The 20285-nt window shown below is 64.1% G+C and carries 13 protein-coding genes and 1 pseudogene; 1 reads left to right on the forward strand and 13 read right to left on the reverse strand.

The features are described 5' to 3' along the window. Nucleotides 1–55 precede the first annotated feature (55 nt). The 3 genes from IVB50_RS17900 to IVB50_RS17910 are packed head-to-tail and all read right to left on the reverse strand — an operon-like array spanning nucleotide 56 to nucleotide 4653. On the reverse strand, nucleotides 56–1705 hold the full coding sequence (locus IVB50_RS17900; protein WP_247296756.1) for an acyl-CoA synthetase: 1650 nt from the start codon (nucleotides 1703–1705) through the stop codon (nucleotides 56–58). A gap of 23 nt (nucleotides 1706–1728) precedes the next feature. Then, nucleotides 1729–3618, reverse strand: a complete 1890-nt coding sequence (locus tag IVB50_RS17905; RefSeq protein ID WP_247296759.1) for a TRAP transporter large permease subunit — start codon at nucleotides 3616–3618, stop codon at nucleotides 1729–1731. A gap of 15 nt (nucleotides 3619–3633) precedes the next feature. After that, entirely contained in the window at nucleotides 3634–4653 is a 1020-nt protein-coding gene (locus IVB50_RS17910) for a TRAP transporter substrate-binding protein (RefSeq protein WP_018457847.1), read from the reverse strand. Between the two features lie 456 nt (nucleotides 4654–5109). Between IVB50_RS17910 and IVB50_RS17915 the strand changes: the two genes are divergently transcribed. After that, on the forward strand, nucleotides 5110–6306 hold the full coding sequence (locus IVB50_RS17915; protein ID WP_018457846.1) for a Xaa-Pro peptidase family protein: 1197 nt from the start codon (nucleotides 5110–5112) through the stop codon (nucleotides 6304–6306). A gap of 83 nt (nucleotides 6307–6389) precedes the next feature. On the opposite strand, the gene mdoH is transcribed toward IVB50_RS17915, so the two are convergent. From mdoH to IVB50_RS17965, 10 genes and pseudogenes are all read right to left on the reverse strand, one after another. Continuing rightward, the gene (gene mdoH / locus IVB50_RS17920) at nucleotides 6390–8534 is read right to left on the reverse strand and encodes a glucans biosynthesis glucosyltransferase MdoH (protein ID WP_026233451.1); all 2145 of its coding nucleotides are present in this window, start codon (nucleotides 8532–8534) and stop codon (nucleotides 6390–6392) included. Then, entirely contained in the window at nucleotides 8522–10030 is a 1509-nt protein-coding gene (locus IVB50_RS17925) for a glucan biosynthesis protein G (RefSeq protein ID WP_026233450.1), read from the reverse strand. The genes mdoH and IVB50_RS17925 overlap by 13 nt, the downstream gene beginning before the upstream one ends. Before the next feature lie 235 nt (nucleotides 10031–10265). After that, nucleotides 10266–11093, reverse strand: a complete 828-nt coding sequence (locus tag IVB50_RS17930) for a hypothetical protein (RefSeq protein ID WP_018457843.1) — start codon at nucleotides 11091–11093, stop codon at nucleotides 10266–10268. Between the two features lie 83 nt (nucleotides 11094–11176). Next, nucleotides 11177–12469 (reverse strand): siderophore utilization protein FsrB, encoded by a 1293-nt coding sequence (gene fsrB, locus IVB50_RS17935; RefSeq protein ID WP_018457842.1) that lies wholly within the window; start codon nucleotides 12467–12469, stop codon nucleotides 11177–11179. Nucleotides 12470–12521: 52 nt separating this feature from the next. Further along, a pseudogene (locus IVB50_RS17940) lies at nucleotides 12522–14506 on the reverse strand (TonB-dependent siderophore receptor). A gap of 518 nt (nucleotides 14507–15024) precedes the next feature. After that, nucleotides 15025–15690, reverse strand: coding sequence for a methionine ABC transporter permease (locus tag IVB50_RS17945; protein ID WP_018457839.1), 666 nt, complete (start codon nucleotides 15688–15690; stop codon nucleotides 15025–15027). After that, the gene (locus IVB50_RS17950; RefSeq protein WP_018457838.1) at nucleotides 15680–16846 is read right to left on the reverse strand and encodes a methionine ABC transporter ATP-binding protein; all 1167 of its coding nucleotides are present in this window, start codon (nucleotides 16844–16846) and stop codon (nucleotides 15680–15682) included. The genes IVB50_RS17945 and IVB50_RS17950 overlap by 11 nt, the downstream gene beginning before the upstream one ends. A 226-nt stretch (nucleotides 16847–17072) precedes the next feature. Next, a complete protein-coding gene (locus tag IVB50_RS17955) occupies nucleotides 17073–18545 on the reverse strand; it encodes a DASS family sodium-coupled anion symporter (RefSeq protein ID WP_018457837.1) in 1473 nt (490 codons plus the stop codon). Nucleotides 18546–18657: 112 nt separating this feature from the next. Next, complete coding sequence (locus tag IVB50_RS17960; protein WP_018457836.1) at nucleotides 18658–19464, reverse strand: enoyl-CoA hydratase/isomerase family protein; 807 nt, start codon at nucleotides 19462–19464, stop codon at nucleotides 18658–18660. Nucleotides 19465–19497: 33 nt separating this feature from the next. Further along, nucleotides 19498–20256 (reverse strand): hypothetical protein, encoded by a 759-nt coding sequence (locus tag IVB50_RS17965; protein WP_018457835.1) that lies wholly within the window; start codon nucleotides 20254–20256, stop codon nucleotides 19498–19500. Between the last annotated feature and the right edge of the window lie 29 nt (nucleotides 20257–20285).

Consider the following 20285-nt stretch of genomic DNA (forward strand, 5'->3'; position numbering starts at 1 on the left):
AAACTGCGCAACGACTTCGCGGCGACACCCAACCGCCGCGGAGGTCGAGACAAGCTCAGGCCGAGATCGCCTTCGCCGATCCCGCTTCATTGCGCAGCAGGAATTTCTGGATCTTTCCCGTCGACGTTTTCGGGATAGGCCCGAACACCACGGACTTCGGCGTCTTGAAGCCGCTCATATGCGAGCGGCAGAAGGCGATGATATCGGCTTCGCTCGCGCTTGCGCCGTCCTTCAGCTCGACGAAGGCGCAGGGCACTTCGCCCCATTTCGGATCGGGCTTTGCGACCACGGCGGCGAACAGCACGGCCGGGTGCTTGTAGAGAATGTCCTCGACCTCGACGGAGGAAATGTTCTCGCCGCCGGAGATGATGATGTCCTTGGAGCGATCCTTGATGATGACGTAGCCGTGCGCGTCGAGCACGCCGAGATCGCCGGTGTGAAACCAGCCGCCCTCGAAGGCTTCCTGCGTCGCCTTGTCGTTCTTGAGGTAGCCCTTCATCACGATGTTGCCGCGGAACATGACCTCGCCGATGGTCTCGCCGTCGTGCGGTACTTGCCTCATGGTTTGCGGATCGATGACGGTGACGGCTTCCTCGAGCGGGTAGGGCACGCCCTGCCGCCGCTTCAGGCTGGCGCGCTCGGCTGCGGGCAGATCATCCCAGCCAGGCTGCTCGGCGCAGACGGAAGCGGGGCCGTAGACCTCGGTCAGGCCATAGACGTGCGTCAGCTTGATGCCGATGCTCTCGGCGCCCTCGAGCACCGCGACCGGCGGCGCGGCACCGGCGATCAGGCCGACGACGCGGCGCGCGGCATCGCCCTTCGGTGCATCGGGCGCGTTGATCAGCGTGTTGTAGACGATCGGCGCGCCGCACATATGGGTGACGCCGTGCTGCTTGATCAGCTCGAAGATTTTCGTCGGCTCGACCTTGCGCAGGCAGACGTTGATGCCGGCGGCGGCTGCGATGGTCCAGGGGAAGCACCAGCCGTTGCAGTGGAACATCGGCAGGGTCCAGAGGTACACCGGATGCTGGCCGAGTTGGCCCGCGAGAATATTGCTGACGGCGTTCAGATAGGCGCCGCGGTGATGGGTGACGACCCCCTTGGGATTTCCCGTGGTGCCCGAGGTGTAGCTCAGCGCGATCGCATCCCATTCATCGCCCGGCAGGATCGCCGCGAAGTCAGGATCGCCTTGCGCGAGCGCGGCCTCGTACTCGATCTCGCCGATGCGCCCGCCGCCTTTGAAGGCGGCGTCGTCGACGTCGATCACGAACGGTTTTGGGCCACTCATCTGTGACAGCGCATCGGTGATCACGCCGGAAAATTCGGGGTCGACCAGAATGATCCTGGCGCCGCCATGGTCGAGCTGAAATGCGATCGAAGGTGCATCCAGCCGGATGTTCAGCGCATTGAGCACCGCACCCGTCATGGGGACGGCGAAATGCACCTCGTTCATCGCCGGAATGTTCGGCAGCATCGCCGCGACGGTGTCGCCGACGCCGATGCCCTTGCCGGCAAGGTACGAAGCAAAGCGCTTGCAACGCTCATGCGTCTCGCGCCAGGTGAAGCTGCGCCCCTCGTAGACCGTGCTGACGTGATCGGGATAGACCGCGGCGCTGCGTGTGAGAAAGCTCAACGGGCTCAGCGGCACGTAGTTGGCGGGCGTCTTGTCGAGGCCGATATTGTACTGGTTCTGCCGCTCGCTCATCGACACCTCCCTTACGCGCCGGCCTACAGGAATCCGATGGAGATCCACGGAAAGACGGCGACCACGATCAATCCTACCAGCAGCGCCAGCAGATAGCCCCAGATCGGCCTGATGCCTTCGGCCGGATCGACGCGTCCGATGGCGCAGGCGGCATAATAACCGACCCCGAAGGGCGGGGCGAATAGCCCGATACCCATGGCGAGAATGATGACCATGGCATAGTGCACCTCGTGGACGCCGACGGCGCGCGCAATCGGAAATAACAGCGGCCCGAACAGCACGATCGCCGGGATGCCCTCGAGCACGCTGCCGAGGATGGTGAAGGCCAGGATCGAGACGGCGATGAAGGTCGCCGCGCCGCCCGGCAATCCGGTCATGGCGGATGCCAGCGCCCGCGAGAAGCCTGATTGCGTCAGGCCCCAGGCCATGCCGGTCGCCGTGCCGATGATCAGCAGGATCGCGCCCGACAGCGCCGCGGTTTCGACCAGCATCGGAAACAGCCGCCGCCAGTCGAAGCGGCGGTAGACGAGGAGGCCGACCAGGGCGCCATAAACGATGCCGATCGTGGACACTTCGGTGGCGGTGGCGATGCCTTCGACCACGGCGTAGCGGATCACGAAGGGCAGCGCGAGCGCGGGCAGGGCGATGACGAAGGTCTTGCCGATCTCGCCGCCTGTGGCGCGGCGGACATGGCTCATGTCCTCGTGGCGATAGCGCCACCACACCAGCATGCACAGCGTTATGGCCAGCACCACGCCGGGCAACAGGCCGCCGGTGAACAGCGCGGCGATCGAGACGCCGGTGACCGATCCGATCGTGATCAGCACGAGACTCGGCGGAATGGTTTCGGTCTGCGCGCCGGTGGCCGCAAGAAGCGCGACGAGATCGCCGGGCTTGGCGCCGCGCTGTTTCATCTCCGGGAACAGCACGGGCGCGACCGCGGCCATGTCCGCGGCCTTGGCACCTGAGATGCCGGAGACCAGGTACATCGCGCCGACAAGCACGTAATGCAGCCCACCGCGGACATGGCCGAGCAGGCTGGCCAGGAACGCCACCATGGCCCGTGCCATGCCGGTCATTTCAATCAGGAGCCCCAAAAATACGAACAGCGGCACCGAGAGCAAAATGAGGTGGCTCATGCCCTCGTCCATCCGCCCGACCAGTACCATGACCGGCGTGCGCGTGGTCAGTGCCAGATAGCCGAAGATCGCGAGCCCGAAGCCGAACGCGATGGGAACGCCGGCAAAGACGCAGAAGCCGGCGACGCCGACGAAGAAGATGACGAGGTTGAGATTGCCGAGCGGCCGCAGATATGGCTGCGCCAGCCAGAACAAGCCGACGACGACGGCAACGGCGACCGCGGCCGTCAGCACCATGCGGTAATCGACTGCGCGCAGCAGCCGCAACAGCGCGAACGCCGCCATCAGGCAGATGCCGGCCGGCAATGCCGCGGCGCGCCACATATTGGAGATCTGCAGCGCCGGCGTGGTGATGAAGCTTTCCTCGTAGGCGTAGTCCCAGGACGGCCAGACGATCAGCGCCAGGAAGGCCAGCGCCGCGCAGGTCGCGACCAGATCGAGCCAGGCCCGCGTGGCCGGCCTGGTGCTGGCGACGACCGCGGTCATGCGCATGTGCTCGGAACGGCGGAACGCCACCGCCGCGCCCAGCATGGCGAGCCACAGGAACAGGATCGAGGCCAGCTCGTCCGACCAGATCAGCGGCCGGTGCAGGCCGTAGCGCGCGACCACGCCGGCAAACAGGATCGCAATCTCGGCGACCACCAAAATGGCCGCCGGAATTTCGACGAGGAGACCGAGTGCGCGCTCCGTCGAGGCCAGCAAGGAAGGCCGGCGAGGGGACCGAACAGCCGCCTCGCCCGCCACTCCGCTCACTTCGACCTCAAGATGAGCCATGACGGCTCCAACGCGTTACGACAGCTTGCCGACGGCTTTTTCCAGCAGGTCCCAGGCCTGGTCGCCATATTTGCCTTTCCACTCGGCATAGAAGCCGGCGGAGCGCAGCTTGTCGCGGAACGGCGCGACCGCGGGCTGATTGAAGGTCAGGCCCTTGCCCGCGAGCTCCTGCTGCAGATTGGCATTGAGCTTGGCGGTATCCTCACGCTCCTTGAGCGCTGCGGCATTGATGTTCTTGGCGACGATGGTGCGCACATCCTCGGGCAGGCTGCTCCACGCCTTGCGATTGGCCAGGAACCAGAAGCCGTCCCACATGTGGTTGGTCAGCGAGCAGTATTTCTGCACCTCGTAGAGCTTGGCGGTCGAGATGATCGCCAGCGGGTTCTCCTGGCCCTCGACGATCCTGGTCTGCAGCGCGGAATAGACCTCGGCGAAATTGATCGAGGCGGGCGCCGCATCGAATGCCTTGAACATCGAGGTCCATAGCGGCGACACCGGCACGCGGATCTTGAAGCCCTTGAGATCGTCCGGATGGGTGATCGGCTTGCTCGACGACGTGGTCTGGCGGAAGCCGTTGTCCCAAATCTTGTCCATGACTTCGAGCCCGGCCTTCTTGATCTCGCCGCGGACAAAGGCGCCGAGATCGCCGTCCATCGCCTTCCAGACCGTGCCGTAGTCCGGGAACGCGAAGCCGATGCCGTTGATGGACGCCGCCGGTACCAGGGTCGACAGGATCAGCCCCGACAGCGTGAAGAACTCGACGCCGCCGGACCGGATCTGGCTCAGCATGTCGGTGTCAGACCCGAGCTGGTTGTTCGGGAAGATCTGGAGGTCGAACTTGCCGCCTGTCTCGGCCTTGATCGCCGCGGCCATCTCCTTGGCGCGCACGTTCAGCGGATGCGTGTCCGGCAGGTTATTGGCGTATTTGTAGGTGAACTCGGCGCTCTGGGCGCGGGCCACATGGGGCGCACTGAGGCCGCCCAGGACCGCGGTCGCGGCGGAGGCCTTGAGAAGCGTGCGGCGGGAAAAGCTCATGGGTCTGCTTCCTCGGAAAGTTTGTTGTTGTTCTGAGATGCAAACCTATACGGACGGAAGGTCAGAAGGTCATCTGCGATCTCGCGAAGCCTCGCTTATTGCAGCCGGACATCCTCACGGCAATATCGGCTTTCGGCGGCATCGGCCCGATTCAAAAACCGAAAAACAACCCCATGCACAGTAGCCGTCGAAAGTCGGGACCACGTCCGACGGCCAGCCTGGAAAAGGACCGGGAACGAAGGTGCGATGAGAGGAATTCTAGCTAAATAACTGATCTGATTTGATATAATTATATTCCATAATATACCTTATGCGAATCGTGGATATGGCTGTGCAGGTCAGGCCAGATCATTCCGCAGCTACCCAGAACCCCTCTTTCGGATCAAACTTGTGCCAACAAATCCCCGGGCAAACCGACGCAGCGGTTGTCGCCACGGCAGCATTGGGAGGTTCGTCATGCAGGAGAACGTCGCCCGCGCAGACCGCTCGCGCGCCATTCCATTCGACGCCGCCAAGCTCGACCGCCTGATGGAGGCTGCCGGCCTCGACGTCCTGGTCGCGACCTCCAAGCACAATGTGCAGTACCTGCTGGGTGCCGAGCGCGCGATCTTCTTCGACTACATGGATGCGCTCGGCGTCAGCCGCTATCTGCCGGTGCTGGTCTATCCCAAGGGCGCACCCGACAAGGCGGTTTATGTCGGCCACCGTCTGGAAACCCATCAGCGCGCCGTGGCGCCGCCATGGGTGGCGCAGGTGCGGACCGAGTCCAACGGCTCGGTCGATGCGATTACGCGGGCCGTAAGCCTGATCCGCGATGCCGGCGTGCCCCTGAAGCGGGTCGGGGTCGAGATGGCGTTCCTGCCGATGGATGCGGGCCGGGCGCTCAGTGACGCCCTGCCCGGCGCCGAGCTCAAGGACGCGCTGCTGGTGCTGGAGCGGCTGCGGGCGGTGAAGTCGGCGGACGAGCTTGCGAAGCTCAAGACGGCGTCCGAACTGGTGATCGCCTCGATGCTGGCGGTGATCGCCGGGCACGGGCCGGGCACGACCAAGCAGCAATTGTCGGACGCCTTGCGGCTCGCCGAAGCCAATCGCGGGCTGACCTTCGAATACTGCTTGCTCGCCTGCGGCAACAGCCACAACCGGGCGCCCTCGGCGCAGCGCTGGGAGCAAGGTGACGTGCTGTCGCTCGATTCCGGCGGCAATTATCACGGCTATATCGGCGACCTCGCGCGCATGGCCGTGCTCGGCGATCCCGATGCCGAGCTGAAGGACTGTCTGGCCGAGATCGAGGCGGTCCAGCGCGCCGCCTTCGCGGCGGTCAGGCCGGGCGCCATGGGCGGCGACATCTACGTCGCGGCCGAGCGGCAGCTCGCGAAGATCACCCAGCGCGACTGCACGGAGTTTTTGGCCCACGGCATGGGCCTCGTCAGCCACGAGGCCCCTCGCCTGACGGCCAAAGGTCCGATCCCCTACGACGACACGGATGCGCGGCTGCCGCTCGAAACTGGCATGGTGGTGTCGATCGAGACCACGATGAAGCATCCGAAGCGCGGGTTCATCAAGCTCGAGGACACGGTTGCGGTGACGGCGACGGGTTACGAGATCTTTGGCGAGGGTGGTCGCGGCTGGAATTTGGGTGGCAGTTCGCTGTAGGCTGGGACCGCGCGCACAGCAGACATCTCGCTCTCGGCCCAAGCCCAGCCGGGTCGTCAACCCCTGTCCTACACCGCCATGACCTAGACTTCCGCGGAAGCGGTAGCTCGCGGCATGCGCATGACCTGCTCGAGGGCGTGTGGGTGCTTCAGCACGGCAAGCGTCTCGCGTGCGCTGAGGCTGCTGACGACTTCCTCGAAATCGTCGCTCTGCTCAATCTTGGCCCGGCCGATCGCGAGATCTATGTCGATTTGGCCCGATTTGCGCGGCGGCGTTTCGAGGGACTGCATGTGCGGTCCCAGCAACGCGGGATTCTGTCTAAGTTCGATCAGGGCCCCGTGTGGCTCGATTCGATCCAGGCTGGCAAGCTCTCTCGCCCTCTGCAGCAGCGCCGGCACGCGATTGTCCTCCGGGGTTGCAAACAGGCGCGCCATTCGCGGTGCCGTCGAGGTGACGAGACCGATCGGAATGGCGCAAACCAGGCCGATGATCACCGGTGACATCCAGAGCAGCAGCGGAAGCGACACGGCGTAGGCGCTTGCCGCCATGGCCAGACCGCATAGGGTCGGCACCGTGAACTTGCGATAGACTTCGTCGCGCGTGATCCTGCCATCGCTTCGCCGTTGCACTTGCCAGCCCGCGTCACGGCCCAGCAGGATCTCCGCCACGGCGGTGGATTGAAAGATCATCATGGAGGGGGCGATCAAGGCGGCAAGCAGGCTCTCGGCGACCACCGCCAGCAGCACGCGAAATCCGCCGCCGAATGCCTGCCGTTCCGCACGCTTGGTGAGCAAAACGAGGTAGGCCAGCAATTTGGGCACGATGAGCAGCCCCATTGTCGCGGCAAAGACCCAGGCGGCGAGCACGGGATCCTGTGCGGGCCACGTTGGAAACAACGAGAAGCCCTTGGGAAAGTACTCCGGCTTGACGAAATAGGCCTGCAAGGAGGTCAGGATTCCGAGCAATAGAAACAGCAGCCACAGCGGCGCGGTGAGGTAGGATCCGATCCCGGTCAACAGGTGAAGCCTGGAGACCCAGTGCAGGCCTCGAGCCGGTAGAACGGCAAGATGCTGGAGATTGCCCTGACACCAGCGGCGGTCGCGCGCCGCGAAATCCAGAAGCGACGGGGGCACCTCCTCGAAACTCCCGCCGATACCTGGAGCCATGAAAATTCCCCATCCCGCTCGTCGCATTAGTGCGGCTTCGACAAAATCGTGGCTGAGGATATGGCCGCCGAAAGGCTTCCTCCCGCGCAACTCGGGCAGGCCCGCCTCTTGCGCAAAAGCCTGCACCCGGATGATGGCGTTATGTCCCCAGTAGTTGCCCTCTGAGGCGTGCCACCAGGTGTTCCCGGCCGCGATCAGCGGGCCGTACAAACGACCCGAGAACTGCTGAAGCCGGCTAATCAGGGTTCGCGCATTGACGACGATCGGAAGCGTTTGAATCAGCGCGGCTTGCGAGTTCGATTCCATCGCGCCCGCCAGCCGCACGATGGTCTCTCCGCTCATCAGACTGTCCGCGTCGAGAATGATCATGTAGTCGTAGGCGCCACCGAACCGCCTCACCCATTCGGCGATGTTGCCGGACTTTCGGGCGGTGTTGTCGGATCGGTGACGATAGTAGAGATGGCCCGAACCGCAGTTGCGCTGCAGTTCCAGAAACGCAAGCTCCTCGGCAATCCAGATGTCCGGATCTGTCGTGTCACTGAGCAGAAACCAATCGAACAACGGGTCCTGTCCGGTTTCGTCGACCGACTCGTACATGGCGCGGAGTCGCGCCATGAGATGGTGCTGATCCTCGTTATAGGTCGGCAACAGCATCGCCGTTCGGCCGGTGATCGTGGGCAGCGGACCCTGGCTGTCAATTGGCAGCACATCCGGTCGCCCCCGCAGGAGCACAAAAAAACCGGCGACTGAAGACACGAACGAAAACGCGATCCAGGCGAGCAGCACGAGAAACAGCCCGAACACCATGCCTTCGAGGACCGTGACGCCACCAACCTTGAGAACATCGTACATCTCAACAGCGCCCGCAGCGGTAATCGCGACCGTTCCGCCAAGAATGAACAGGCGTCGCGCTGCAACGGCAGGGGCGGTCCGCAGTCGCCCCGGATCGGCACGGTTAGTCCGGTCCAATCGGCAAGGCTGCATGGGGAGAGGCGTTTCGTCGGGAAGATACCGAGTGCCAAGCTCAAGCGAGAGCGCGGGCGAGGTCGTCAGGGCGCCCATCGGTAAACCCAGACTTCAGAGATCGGCTGTTCGCCCTGCATCAAGATCGCCCTCAACTCGATCGGCGCGTCCTTCACGGCGCACTGGAAACTCAGGCGCCAGCCACCGGTTTCCGGGTTTGGCTGTGTGACGACGTTCTTGATCTCGGATTTGTCGGCGCTGACGGCACCCCTTACCTTGTTGGGATCGACCGCCTTCAGTCCGTCCCCGACGATTTCGAGCACGAACAATTTGCTGTCGTCGCCCCGCGCGCCAACGCCTGTGCGGGTGAACCGAGCCAGCGAATTGGGCTTCGGCGCGTCCGGACCCCAGTGCAGACGGTAGGTGTAGTTGTTTTCGCTCTTGGCCTGGAGAGCTGTTTTCGGGCGCCAGAAGGCGGCGATGTTGTCGTGAACTTCCTCCTTGGTCGGGATCTCAAAGAGGACCACACTGCCCTCTCCCCAATCTCCGATCGGTTCGACCCAGAGGCTTGGGCGACGCTCAAAGCGCGATTCGATGTCCTCGTAGGCAAAGAAGTTTCGTTCCCGCTGCATCAGGCCGAAGCCGCGAGGATTGAGATCATTGAATGTGCTGGCTTGCAGATCGCGCGGATTGTTGAGAGGACGCCAGAGTTGCTCGCCCTTTCCGTTGAACACGGCGAGCCCATCGGAGTCGTGCACGGCAGGGCGGAAATCGTCGACATCGTGTCGGTCGTTCGGACCGAAAAAGAACATGCTTGTCATGGGCGCCAGGCCGGCATGCTGCAGCTCGATCCGCGGATAGAGCGACATCTCCACGTCGAAGACCGTCGGAGCGCCCGGCCTGATCGTGAAGCGATAGCTTGCCGTAGCGCTCTTGCTGTCAAGCAGCGCATGGACCACCACAGATGTGGCACCCGGCGCGGGCTTCTCCAGCCAGAACGCCTTGAAGAAGGGAAATTCCTCCCCCTTGCTCTCGCCGGTATCGATCGACAGACCGCGCGCGGACAGGCCATACGTCTCGCCTTTGGCAACGGCACGGAAGTAGCTGGCGCCGAGAAACGCGCAAACCTCGTCGTAATAGTCGGGGCGATTGATCGGGGCGTGAATGCGAAACCCGGCAAACCCGAGATCGGCGTCCGGTACCTGGCCGATATTGTCGCCGAATGCAAAATCGTCGCGCCGGTACCTGATCGGTACGGCTCGTCCGCCGGCGACCTCGTAAATGTCGACCCTGTTCTTATAGAAAAAGCCGCGGTGGAAAAACTGAACCTCGAAGGGCAGCTTCTCGCTACGCCAAGCCGCGCGCTCCGGCAGAAAGCGAATTGACCGGTACTGGTCGTAGGTGAGATCCTTGAGCGCGTCCGGGACCTTTTCCTCTGGTGGCGCAAAGGGCTTACTCGCCAAATTGCGGGCAAGGTCGCGGACATAAGAGGGACCAAACGGCAACTCCGCCGCCGATGCCGCAGAGACTGCGCCAGGTAGTAATGTCGCCAATGGCGTCAATGCCGAGGCTTCCAGGAATTGCCGGCGATTCAACTGTGCTACCCGTTCGGTTCCAACCGCAGTGCAACCCCCTCGTCGCGAACGAGTTCCACGAGCGCCGCCGAATCCGGGCGGAGTGTGGCCGACGACCTCGTCGAGCGGGCTTGGGGCGATTTCGCGCTGCTTGGCCTTGGTTGCGCCTGCAGGACAAGCTGCAATTTCCGATTGCGCATTCTTGAGCCAGGGCGGCGCGCAACGTTGTAGCCCCGAAGGTAACTGGATGATCGCTCTAGCGCACGAGCAGCAACTCCAGCTGGCTCTGCGCTTTCTTGACCGCCGTCGCATACCAGCTCTGGCTTGGTGCCTCCTTGGCGAAGCACGCCGTGTACGCGGTCATCGCGTTGTCTTCGCGGGTGATGTCGCCGCGGGGGTCTTTCTTGTCGATGGGTTTGGCCATCATCTGCTTCCAGACCTTTTCGCAGGCCGGGATCTCAGCCGTCTTCACCGCGTCGCTTGCGGCGAGAAAGAAGACCTTGTCGCCATGGATCGCGACGACGTCGATTTCATGCGGCGGTCCCTTCAGGTCGCCATTGCCGCGCACGCCCAGCACGGCGACGGCCGCGCTCGCTCCCGCGGGCTTCGTGATCGGCAGTTCGGCGTATTTGGCGAAGGCGGAGTCCTGGATCGCCTGATAGTAGAAGCGGTCCGATTTGAAGGCCGCGCCGATCTCCTGCGGCATGCCGTCCTCGCGGTGCTCGCGAAGCCAGTGCCTGAGCAAGCCGGTCGTGGTCGCCACCGCTTGCATCTTGTCGCCTTCGGAGGCGAAGCCGAGGCCGTCGAGATGGCCAAAGCCGGAGTCGCCCTTGAAGAGCGTGTCCGCATTCGTCTTGCCGTCGGCCGGCAGTCCCTTGATCACGACGGGGCCCACCAGGCCGCGCAGGACGCCCGTCAACTCCTTGAGCGCCGCATCGTGCTGCTTATAGGTCTCGTCGTTCTCCGCAGCTTTCGAGAACTTTGCGATGTAGCGATCGCGCAGGTCGAGATAATGCTGCTCGGGCGTGGCCGCATCGGCGGGCGTAGCAAAGACGAGCAGGCAGAGCAAGGCAAGCGATCTCATGCGATTTCCGGAAAGGCGGGGAGTGATCTCCAGTCTTTGTGCCGGTGCCGGGCCGTAAGGTTCATCCGCGCCGGACGAACGCCCTACTCCGCCGGCGTCAGTTGCTGCCGGCTTGGGCGCATCGCAGCCGTCGCCCGCACGCGGACACGGGCGCGGCGCTTGCGCCACCAGATCACGATTCCGGTGACCGAGAGCGCCGCCACCACCAGCCCCATGACCGAGATCAGAATGCGGCCGAACAGCCCGACGATGCGGCCCGAATGCAGCGGGAATTGCGCCTGTACGAAGATGTCGGCGGCGGTGCCGACCCAGGGCAGCCGTTCGCCGATCGGACGACCGTCCTCGCTGTCGTAATAGAGCTGCGCCGGGCCGACGCCGCCGGCGCCGTGATCGTCGCCGGGGTGGAAGAAGGCCGCGGCATAGACGCCGTGGGCCGGGCCGTGATTGACCGAGCCGACCGGGATGGTCCACCCTCGCCCCTTGCCGTCGACCGCCGCGCGCGCGGCGATGTCGGCGAAGCTGACCTTGGGCTCGATGGGGTCGTCGAGATCGCGATACGGCCGCTGCTCATAGGGCGTCGGCGTGTAGTTCGACACCATTTTCATCAGCGGCGAGAACACCTCGAAATAGAGGTTCAGCGAGAACGCCGTGAAGGCGATGATGAAGAGCACGCCCCAGGTCCACAGGCTGAAAGCGCGGTGGATATCGAAATTGATCCGGTAGGCGCTGCCTGACGTCTTGATGGTCCACGCGGGCGCCCAACGCGCCCAGAAGCCGCGTTCGAGCTGGCGCGTGACCTGGGGTGCCCGCGCCGCCCGGGCGCGCCGGCGCGAGGGCAGCGTCAAATACAAGCCGACGAAGCAGTCGATGGTCCAGATGATGGCGATCACGCCGAGCAGGCGCATGCCCCAGCGGTCGCTGCCCCAGAATTCCGGGATGTGCATGGTGTAGTGCAGCTTGTAGAGGAACGAGACGAAGTTTTCGCGCGTCACCGGCCACACCGCGCCCCAATAGCGCCGGCCGAGCTCGGCGCCAGTATTGGGGTCCAGAAAGATCTGATTGTAGTCGAGCGGATAGCGCTTGCCGGTCGCGGGATCGATCCTGGGCATGACGAAGAACCACAGCGAGTGGCCCTCCTCCGGCGTCATGAACAGGTAGACAACGCGCGCGCGGGGATCGCGCTGCTCGATCATCTTGGCGAGATCGATCGAGGGAATGGCCGGGCCCTTGCTGCTGACGTCGAACAGATGGCTGTTCAGGACCTCGTCGATCTCGTGATCCCAGGAGATGATCGCCCCGGTGATACCGGAGAAGAACAGGAATCCGGCCGTGAGCAGTCCCGCCCAGCGATGCAGCTTGCCGAATATCGCTCTCATCGTCTTCTCTCATCAAGCAGGCCCGGCCGCCATTGCCGGACCGTCCTAGACCTCACCACCGATACGTCAGCTTGCCGATGGCCTTGCGTCCCTCTGCGTAGAAGCAGCCCGACAGGCTGTAACAGGCGGCGACGTAGCGGGTGTCGGCGAGATTGGTGACGTTCAGCGACAGGCGCCAATTGTCCCTGGTGTAGGCGAGCAGCGCGTCCAGCACGGTCGCGGATCCGACCTTGAATGTATTGGCGTCATCGCCCCAGGTCGCGCCGACATAGCGGACGCCGCCGCCGAACTGCAGGCCCGCGAGCGGCCCGGTCTGAAGCGTATAGTCGTTCCACAGCGAGGCGCGGTTGAGCGGCACGGTGACCGGCGCCTTGCCGACATTCACCGGATCCTGCGTGACGATTGCATCGACATAGGCATAGGCCGCGCGCAGGTTCCAGCCGTCGGCGAGCGACATCGTGCCTTCGAGCTCGAGGCCGCGCGATTTCACTTGACCGGTCTGCTCGGCAATGTTGAGCGGAGGCGCAAAGGTGACGACGTTGTCGCGCGTCAGGTCGAAGGCGGCGAAGGTGAACAGCGCGTTCCATCCGAGCGGCTGGTACTTGACGCCCACCTCGTAGCACGCCGGTCTCGGGATTGAGCAGCTGTCCGCTCGGGCCGGTCGCGAGCACCGGCAGGAACGATTCCGAGTAGCTGAAATAGGGCGCGATGCCGTTGTCGAAATTGTACATCATTGCGGCGCGGCCGGTGAAGGCCGACGCATCCTTCGCGACCGACGTATTGAAGATGCCGCTGCCGACCTGCGTCGTTACAAAATCCTGGCGGCCACCGAGCTGGAACGAGAGCCGGCCGAGCTTGATCTGGTCCTGCGCGTAGAGGCCGACCTGCGACTGCTTGACCCCGGTGTCGTCGCTCATGGCGCCCATGGTCCAGTCGTAGCTGTAGACCGGGCTGAAGACGTTGATCTCGGGCGCGGACGTCGTGACGCCAAAGGCGGTGTCGCGGAATCTGGTGTTGCGATAGTCGATCCCGACCAGCGTGGTGTGGCTGAGGAAGCCGGTGGTGAATTTGCCCTGGAGCTGGTTGTCCACGGCGAAGGAGTCGATGTAGGAGTTGCTGTAGCTGCCGAAACGGGCGAGCTGTCCCGCGGCCTCGTCGGTATAGCCTCCGCCGAAAAACACCTTCTCCTCGTTGTGCTGGTAGGCGTAGCGCAAATTCTGCCGGAATGTGATGTTGTCGGTGAAATTGTGCGAGAGCTGGTAGCCGGCGGTCGCGATCTCGGTGTTGAACGCGTTGAAGCTCGGCACGCCCGAAGAACGAGACCGGGATGGTGCGGCCGTTGTTTGGCCACACCGTGCCCGAGGCCGGCAAGAACTGGAGGCCCCACCCTGCCCGGTCGCGCTGGTAGTTGGCGAGGATCGTGATGGTGGTGTCATCGTTCGGCTTGAACGTGACGGCGGGCGCGACGAAGACGCGGTTGTCCTTGGTGAAGTCGACCTGGGTTTCGCCGTCGCGCACCACGCCGGTCAGGCGCCACAGCACGGTGCCGTCCTTGTTGGCGGGACCGCCCATGTCGAACTGGCCCTGATAGCGGTTGAAGCTGCCGCCCGAGATCGAGACCTCGCCGAACTGCTGGGCCGTCGGCAGCTTGGTCACGTAGTTGAGGATGCCGCCGGTGCCGCTGCCGCCATACATCGCCGAGGATGGGCCCTTGAGAACCTCGAGACGCTCGGCGCCATAGGGATCGAGGCCGTTGAAGTGCACGTAATTGCTGGAGGGAATCCGCAAACCGTCGACATAGAGGCCCGACATGGTGGTGTCGAAGCCGCGGATCTGGAGGGCGCCGAAGCGCGTGTCCGAGCCGCCGTTGACGTCGCCGCTGACGCCGGCGGTGTAGCGCAACGCCTCGCCGATCGAGACCGCGCCCTGGTTCCTGACCTGGTCGGTCGTGACGACGGAGACGGACTGCGGGGTTTCGATCAGCGGCGTATCCGTCTTGGTCGCGGTGCCGCTGCGCGTCGCAACGAAACCGCGCACCGGACCATTGGAGCGTTCACCGGTGGCGTCGTTCGAGGATGCCGACTGGGTTGGCGCAGCTTGCTGCGACGGAGAGCGACGATTGGCGCGCGCGGTGCGTGTCGCCGCTGACTGTCGCGTTGAGGCGACCGCTGCAGGCCGGGCGCGCTGAGCCGGGGCTTCGACGGTGACGGCGGGGATCTGCGTTTGCGCCTCCACGGCACCGAAGGGAACGACGAGAGCAAATGTGCTGGCCGCTCCGAGGAAGAGAGTCTGTATCTGTCGACGACGCGTGTCGGCACGCGAAGCAAGTTGGAAATCGGTCACGTTTGTCGAGGCCCCACGCACTGCCGGCTTCGCCGGTATCGTTTTTGATGCCTCGCCCTAACGCAGGCGATTTCGGAGTGCGATAGGAACTGCGTTAGAATTTCTCCAGACGCGTGCGCAACGCGTGCGACGAATGCACTCAGTCGTGTCTCGAAGTTTGGAATGCTTCCAGACCGACAAGAACCTGCTTGTTCGAAATGTCTTAAACGGCGTCAGCGATGTCGCAGCCGGCGATTAACCCGGCGCGCGAGATAATCGCCGGCGCTCTGCACGAGCTGCACCAGCGCGATCAGCACCACGACGACGGCCAGCATCATCTCCGGCATGAAGCGCTGATAGCCGTAGCGGATGCCGAGATCGCCCAGGCCTCCGCCTCCGACGGCGCCGACCATGGCGGAATAGCCGAGCAGGCTGACAACCGCGAGCGTCAGCGCCAGCAGAAGACCCGGCAGCGCTTCGGGGATCAGCACCTTGAGCACGATCTGCATCGGCGAGGCCCCGAACGAGGACGCCGTCTCGATCAGGCCGCCATCGACCTCGCGGATCGCGGCCTCGACCAGGCGCGCGATGAACGGCGCCGATGCGATCGTCAACGGTACGATCGCGGCCGTCGATCCGATCGAGGTGCCGGCCACCAACCGCGTGAACGGGATAATGGCGACGACCAGGATGATGAAAGGCGTGGATCGCGTCGCGTTGACGACGGCACCGAGCACGCGATTGACGATGGGCGCCGCGAACAGCTCGCCTTTCCGGCTGGTCGCGAGAAAGACGCCGAGCGGCAGGCCGAAGGCGGTGCCGATCAGCGCGGCGAGCCCGACCATGTACAGGCTCTCGCCGGTCGCCTGGATGATCAGGTTGATGAGTTCAGGCGACATAGCCGAGACGCTCCGCGGGGAATTGATATTGTGAAAGCCAGGCCAGCGTGCGCGTCGTCGCGTCCTCGCCGCCGGACATGCCGAGAGGGATACCAAGCGTCAGCGAGCCCACATGCTGGCCGCCGATCTCGTCGATGCGGGCCGACAGCAGCGACACGTCGAGGCCGAGCTCGCGCGCCAGCCGCGCCACCATCGTGTCGCCGGCCCCTGCCCCGCGCACCTTGACGCGGATCACGGCCTGTCCGGCCGGAGGCTGCTCCGAAACGATCCGGCTCGCCAGCGACACCGGCAGGCTGTCTCCGATTACTTCGGCCAGGAAGGATTGCGTGATCGGATGCTTGGGGTAGGTGAAGATGTTGGCGACATGGCCGCTCTCGACGACGCGGCCGGCATCGAGCACCACGACATCCCCCGCAAGTTGGCGCACCACGGACATCTCATGGGTGATCAGTACGATGGTCACGCCCAGCTCGCGGTTGATGTTCGCGAGCAGATCGAGGATCGCCCGCGTGGTCTGCGGATCGAGCGCCGAGGTCGCCTCATCCGACAGCAGCACGCTCGGCCGCGTCGCGAGCGCACGGGCAATGCCGACGCGCTGCTTCTGGCCGCCGGAGAGTTCTGACGGGTAGCGATCGTGCTTGTCTGCGATGCCCACCAGCGCAAGCAGCTCGGCCACGCGCGCGCGGATATCGGCCTTGGCCCAGCCGGCGATCTCCAGCGGCAGCGCGATGTTGGCGGCAGCGGTGCGGGAGGACAGCAGATTGAAATGCTGGAAGATCATGCCGATCGAGCGCTGCGCCAGCCGCAAGTCGCGGCCCGAGAGCGCCGAGATATCTCTGTTATCGACGACGACGCGGCCCGTGGTCGGCCTCTCCAGGCCGTTGATGAGCCGGACCAGGCTCGATTTGCCGGCGCCGGAGCGGCCGATGATTCCGGTGATCGAACCGCGCGGGATGGCGAAGTCGATGTTTTGCAGGGCATTGACGCCGGGCTTGCCGCGATAGGCCGGATAGGTTTTCGAGATGCCTTCGAAGCGGACCATCGCGTCGGACGCAGTCGCGGCAGGTGAGATCGCGTGAGCTGAGATCGCGTCAAACTTTTCGATCGGCTGTCCGATCGCGAGCGACGGGTGGACGTTCATGGAGGCGGCCTTCATGCACAATAGTTCCCTTGCCCCTGGGCATCCGGGAACGGTCGCATCAAGCGACGGAGAGTGAAACCGCGATGAGGACTCGGCTGGAGCGCGCTGCACCGCAGCACGCACAATCGCCCTTTCGGGTCGCTCTGGCAATGTCAGATATTTGCGGGGAGTTGGACGAAGTTTTTCAAATGTCTTCCCGCTGAAGAAAATTCATCTGCCGCCGCATTGCCTCCCGCCCGACTCAGTGGACCTGCAACCAGGGCCATACGATCAGCAGGAGCCCCGCGAAATAGAGCATCCCAAAGATCAGCCCAAAACCCCAGAACTGACCCTTGCCGATATAGCCGCTCCCGAAATACATCGGCGCCGGCCCGGTCGCGTAAGGCGAGATCACCCCCATCAGGCCGAGCGAATACATGCAGAGCATGGCGAGCGTCGTGACTGGTAGGTCGGGGATGCCGGATCCGACCGCGAGCACCACGGGCAGCACGGCGGCGGCATGCGAGGTGATGCTCGAGAAGAAATAGTGGATCCAGAAGAACAGCGCGACCAGCAGGAGCATTGCGGTCGACGGCGACAGCCCGGCGAGCGGCTTTGCGTATTCGGTCGCGAACCATTTGATGAAGCCGATCTCGTTGAGGCCCGAGGCCAGCGTCAGCAGCGAGGTGAAATAGAAGAACACCTCCCAGGCGCCCTTCTCGGCGACGATGTCGGCAAACTCGATCACGCCCGTCACCAGCATCAGCGAGATCACGATGAACACGACGGTGGTGGCGTTGACGAAATTCGAGCCCAGAAGCGGCACGCGGATGTCCGGGCTCGAGCCCGCGATCCACAGGAACATCGCGAGCAAGATCAGCGCCAGCATGATCCATTCATTGCGCGACATCGGGCCCATCTCCGCGAGCTCCTTCGATGCCCATTCGGAAATTTCCGGGCTGCTCTTCACCTCGGGGCGGCAGACCGCGTAGCTGAGCAGCGGGACCAGCACCATCAGGAGCAGGCCGAGCGGCGCAAAGCCGATGAACCACTGCGCCCAGCTGACGTCGATTCCGGCGGTCTTCTTGGCGATGGCGAGCGCCGCTGCATTGGGCGCCAGCGCGGTGAAGAACAATGAGCTGGTGACGGCGGTCGACGCGAACGCGGTCCACATCACGTAGGTGCCGATCTTGCCGGCAGTCGGTCCTGGCTCGGAGCCGTAGATGCGCGGGATGTTGCTGATGATGGGATAGACGATGCCGCCGCTGCGCGCGGTGTTGGACGGTGTCGCCGGCGCCAGCAAGAAGTCCGACATCGCCACCGCATAGCCGAGACCTAGCGTGTTGGTGCCGAGCTTTTGCACCAACACGAGCGCAATACGCCGGCCCAGCTGGCTCTTGCGGTACCCGATCGAGAACACGAAGGCGCCGACGATCAGCCACACCGTGCTCTCGGCAAAGCCCGCCAGCATCCAGCGCAGCGATTTGGTCGGATCGGGATCGATATAACCGCCGACGCCGGCAACCGTCAGCCCGATCAGGCCGACCGCGCCGACCGGCATCGATTCCAGGATGAGCCCGGTGATGACGGCCGCGAAGATCGCAAAATAGTGCCACTGATTGGCGTTGAGCCCTGCGGGCACCGGCCACAGATAGATCAGCAGCCATACCGCGAGCGGCGCGATCAGCTTCCAGCGAAACCCTTTCGCCTCGGGTGCCTGCGTGCCAGTGGTCATGGGCCCTCCCCCTCGATCGTCATTGTCGTCTGCCGGCCCGTTGATCGGGCCTATTTTGTCCCAGCGCCGCGTATACGGATAGTCGGCGGCGCAATCAATGCCTGGCCGGCTTCTACCGCCCTCTGAACTTCGGTTTGCGTCGCGTCAGGAACGCCTCGACGCCCTCCTTATGGTCCTCGCTAAGGCTTGCCAGGGCGAACTGGTCGACGTCCATGTGGCTGGCGAGATTATCCAGCGCATGCGCCAGCCGGTTGACCGTGAGTTTCGTCATGGCAACGGAGAGCGGCGGCTGCGCGGCCACCTTGCGCGCAAGCTCCATCGCGGCATCGAACGCATGGCCGGGATCGACCACCTGCTCGACCAGGCCCCACTCATAGGCTTCATCCGCGCTGATGCGCTGATCGGCCAGGATCACCGCCTGCTTGGTGCGCGCCGGGCCGATCAGATGCAGCATGCGCGGAATGCTCTGCCAGCTCATGTTCATGCCGAGCCCGATCTCGGGCACGCGCAGATGGGCATCGCGTCCCATGACGCGGAAGTCGAGCGCGACGGCCAGCGCCACGCCGCCGCCGACGCAAAACCCCTCGATGGCGGCGATCGTGATCTGCTCCATCTCCTGCCAGGCGTGGGTCAGGCGCGGTCCGAGCTTGAGATGCCGCCGCAGCGTGCCGAGGTCCATGTCCTTGCGCGCGCGGCCTTCGGCATCCTTGAGGTCGAAGCCGGCGCTGAACGCAGCCGCGCTGCCTGTCAGCACCACGGCAGAGGTTGCGGCGTCATCCTCAAAACTGCGCGCGGCCGCGGTGAGCTGGCGTAAAGCCTCTGGCGATAGCGCATTGATGCCGTCGCCGCGGTCGAACCGCACCACCGCAATCCGTCCCTCCGGCCCGAGGCCCTTCTCGATCTTGACATAGTCAGGCAACGCAAACTCCCCTGGTCTTGGTCTTCCTGGCGCTCACAGATGCCCGGTGCGCCGATGTTCGGGTTCGCTTCCATGGACCGGAAACCGGATCGTGGTCCCGATGGTGATCCAGTTGGCATTTTCGCCGGTGATGTTGCGGCCGTAGATCAGATCGACGGAGAATATCTCGTTCGGTCGGTAGCGGACACCGGTCTGGAAACGCGGCTGCACGATGCTTGCGACCTCGGCGGCGCCGGCCTGCCCGTACGCCTCGATCGTCCATTGCAGCGTGTCGGTGAATTTCCAATCGAAGCCGATGCCGTAGGTCAGGTAATGGCGATCCACCGTCCGATCCCAGAGCCAGCCGCCGTTGACGTTGATGCGCATGGTCTCCGACAGGCGGAAGGTCGCGGGGATGACGGCAAAGGCGGCTAGCGCCTCGCCGGTCGCCGCGTCGAACGATCCTCCGCCATAGGCCGACAATCCCCACCGGCCGATTCCGGTCGGGACGAAATTCGTCTTGGCTTTTGGCGCGATTGTCGTGCTCCAGTCGCCGCCGCTCCGGGCCCGGATGGTCTGCAGGCTCAGCTCGATCGGCCTGAAGGGATCGACGACACAGGAGGGATTGGCGACCGCCGAAAAATCCGTGTTGGAAGCCGCCGACAGCCAACTTTCCACCTTGCAGGAGCCGACATCGGAAATGTCGGCGGCATCGACCGCATAGGCGCCATTCGCGGCGCGCGCATCCTGCGCCGCGAATGCGCCAAGAGCCGCGATTGCGACGGTTATTCCGGTTCTTGCAGCCCAGCCCATGGTGCGATGTTAGCAGAGTCTTCGCCTCG

Origin of the sequence: Bradyrhizobium sp. 87, from assembly GCF_023073015.1 — a bacterium.
GTDB classification, from domain to species: Bacteria; Pseudomonadota; Alphaproteobacteria; order Rhizobiales; family Xanthobacteraceae; genus Bradyrhizobium; species Bradyrhizobium canariense_D.

Bases quoted from the DNA above. Each gene is read 5' to 3' on its own strand.
- IVB50_RS17915 (WP_018457846.1), top strand. From the start codon at position 5,110: ATGCAGGAGAACGTCGCCCGCGCAGACCGCTCGCGCGCCATTCCATTC.
- IVB50_RS17910 (WP_018457847.1), bottom strand. From the start codon at position 4,653: ATGAGCTTTTCCCGCCGCACGCTTCTCAAGGCCTCCGCCGCGACCGCG.
- IVB50_RS17930 (WP_018457843.1), bottom strand. From the start codon at position 11,093: ATGAGATCGCTTGCCTTGCTCTGCCTGCTCGTCTTTGCTACGCCCGCC.
- IVB50_RS17945 (WP_018457839.1), bottom strand. From the start codon at position 15,690: ATGTCGCCTGAACTCATCAACCTGATCATCCAGGCGACCGGCGAGAGC.
- IVB50_RS17950 (WP_018457838.1), bottom strand. From the start codon at position 16,846: ATGAAGGCCGCCTCCATGAACGTCCACCCGTCGCTCGCGATCGGACAG.
- fsrB (WP_018457842.1), bottom strand. From the start codon at position 12,469: ATGAGAGCGATATTCGGCAAGCTGCATCGCTGGGCGGGACTGCTCACG.
- IVB50_RS17900 (WP_247296756.1), bottom strand. From the start codon at position 1,705: ATGAGCGAGCGGCAGAACCAGTACAATATCGGCCTCGACAAGACGCCC.
- IVB50_RS17965 (WP_018457835.1), bottom strand. From the start codon at position 20,256: ATGGGCTGGGCTGCAAGAACCGGAATAACCGTCGCAATCGCGGCTCTT.
- IVB50_RS17905 (WP_247296759.1), bottom strand. From the start codon at position 3,618: ATGGCTCATCTTGAGGTCGAAGTGAGCGGAGTGGCGGGCGAGGCGGCT.
- IVB50_RS17955 (WP_018457837.1), bottom strand. From the start codon at position 18,545: ATGACCACTGGCACGCAGGCACCCGAGGCGAAAGGGTTTCGCTGGAAG.
- mdoH (WP_026233451.1), bottom strand. From the start codon at position 8,534: ATGGGCGCCCTGACGACCTCGCCCGCGCTCTCGCTTGAGCTTGGCACT.